A 413-nucleotide genomic window follows, 5' to 3' on the forward strand; every position below is an offset into this window, starting at 1 on the left:
ATAATCAGGGAGTGTACGGCGAAATGGGAAGCAAGTCATTAAAATTATCAGCATATTTGGACGATCTTGAAGAACTCAGGGCAAAGATGATGGACGCAGCGAGAGAACTTGGCATTAAGCATCCAGCCGTTCTGAAATACAGTATGGAAATTGATGAAGCGCATAATAAGATACTGCGCCTTGAGCATTCTGCCTATTATTCAAAATAAGCCCCTTTGCTTGAGAAGAAACCGATGCATTTGTATACTATATAATAAGTAAAGGTTTCAATGTGAAAGGGTGAGTCGCGGATGATTATAGAAATTACGGCAGAAGCTGCCGGGAAAATAAAAGAAATGTTAGCAGCTGAAGAAAACCAAGATCAGTTTCTGCGCGTTGCTGTTAAAGGCGGCGGATGTACGGGTTTATCGTAC

2 protein-coding genes are annotated in these 413 nt (G+C 41.4%); both read left to right on the forward strand.

Annotated elements, in window-relative coordinates:
• Window positions 1-209 (forward strand): aspartyl-phosphate phosphatase Spo0E family protein (locus CGZ90_RS20265; RefSeq protein ID WP_240515509.1); only part of this gene is annotated, 209 nt, incomplete at its 5' end.
• An 81-nt stretch (window positions 210-290) separates the two neighbouring features.
• On the forward strand, window positions 291-413 hold a 123-nt coding region (locus tag CGZ90_RS21170), incomplete at its 3' end, for a HesB/IscA family protein (RefSeq protein ID WP_420841360.1).

The sequence above is a fragment of the Fictibacillus aquaticus genome (assembly GCF_002245695.1).
Classification (GTDB): domain Bacteria; phylum Bacillota; class Bacilli; order Bacillales; family Fictibacillaceae; genus Fictibacillus; species Fictibacillus aquaticus.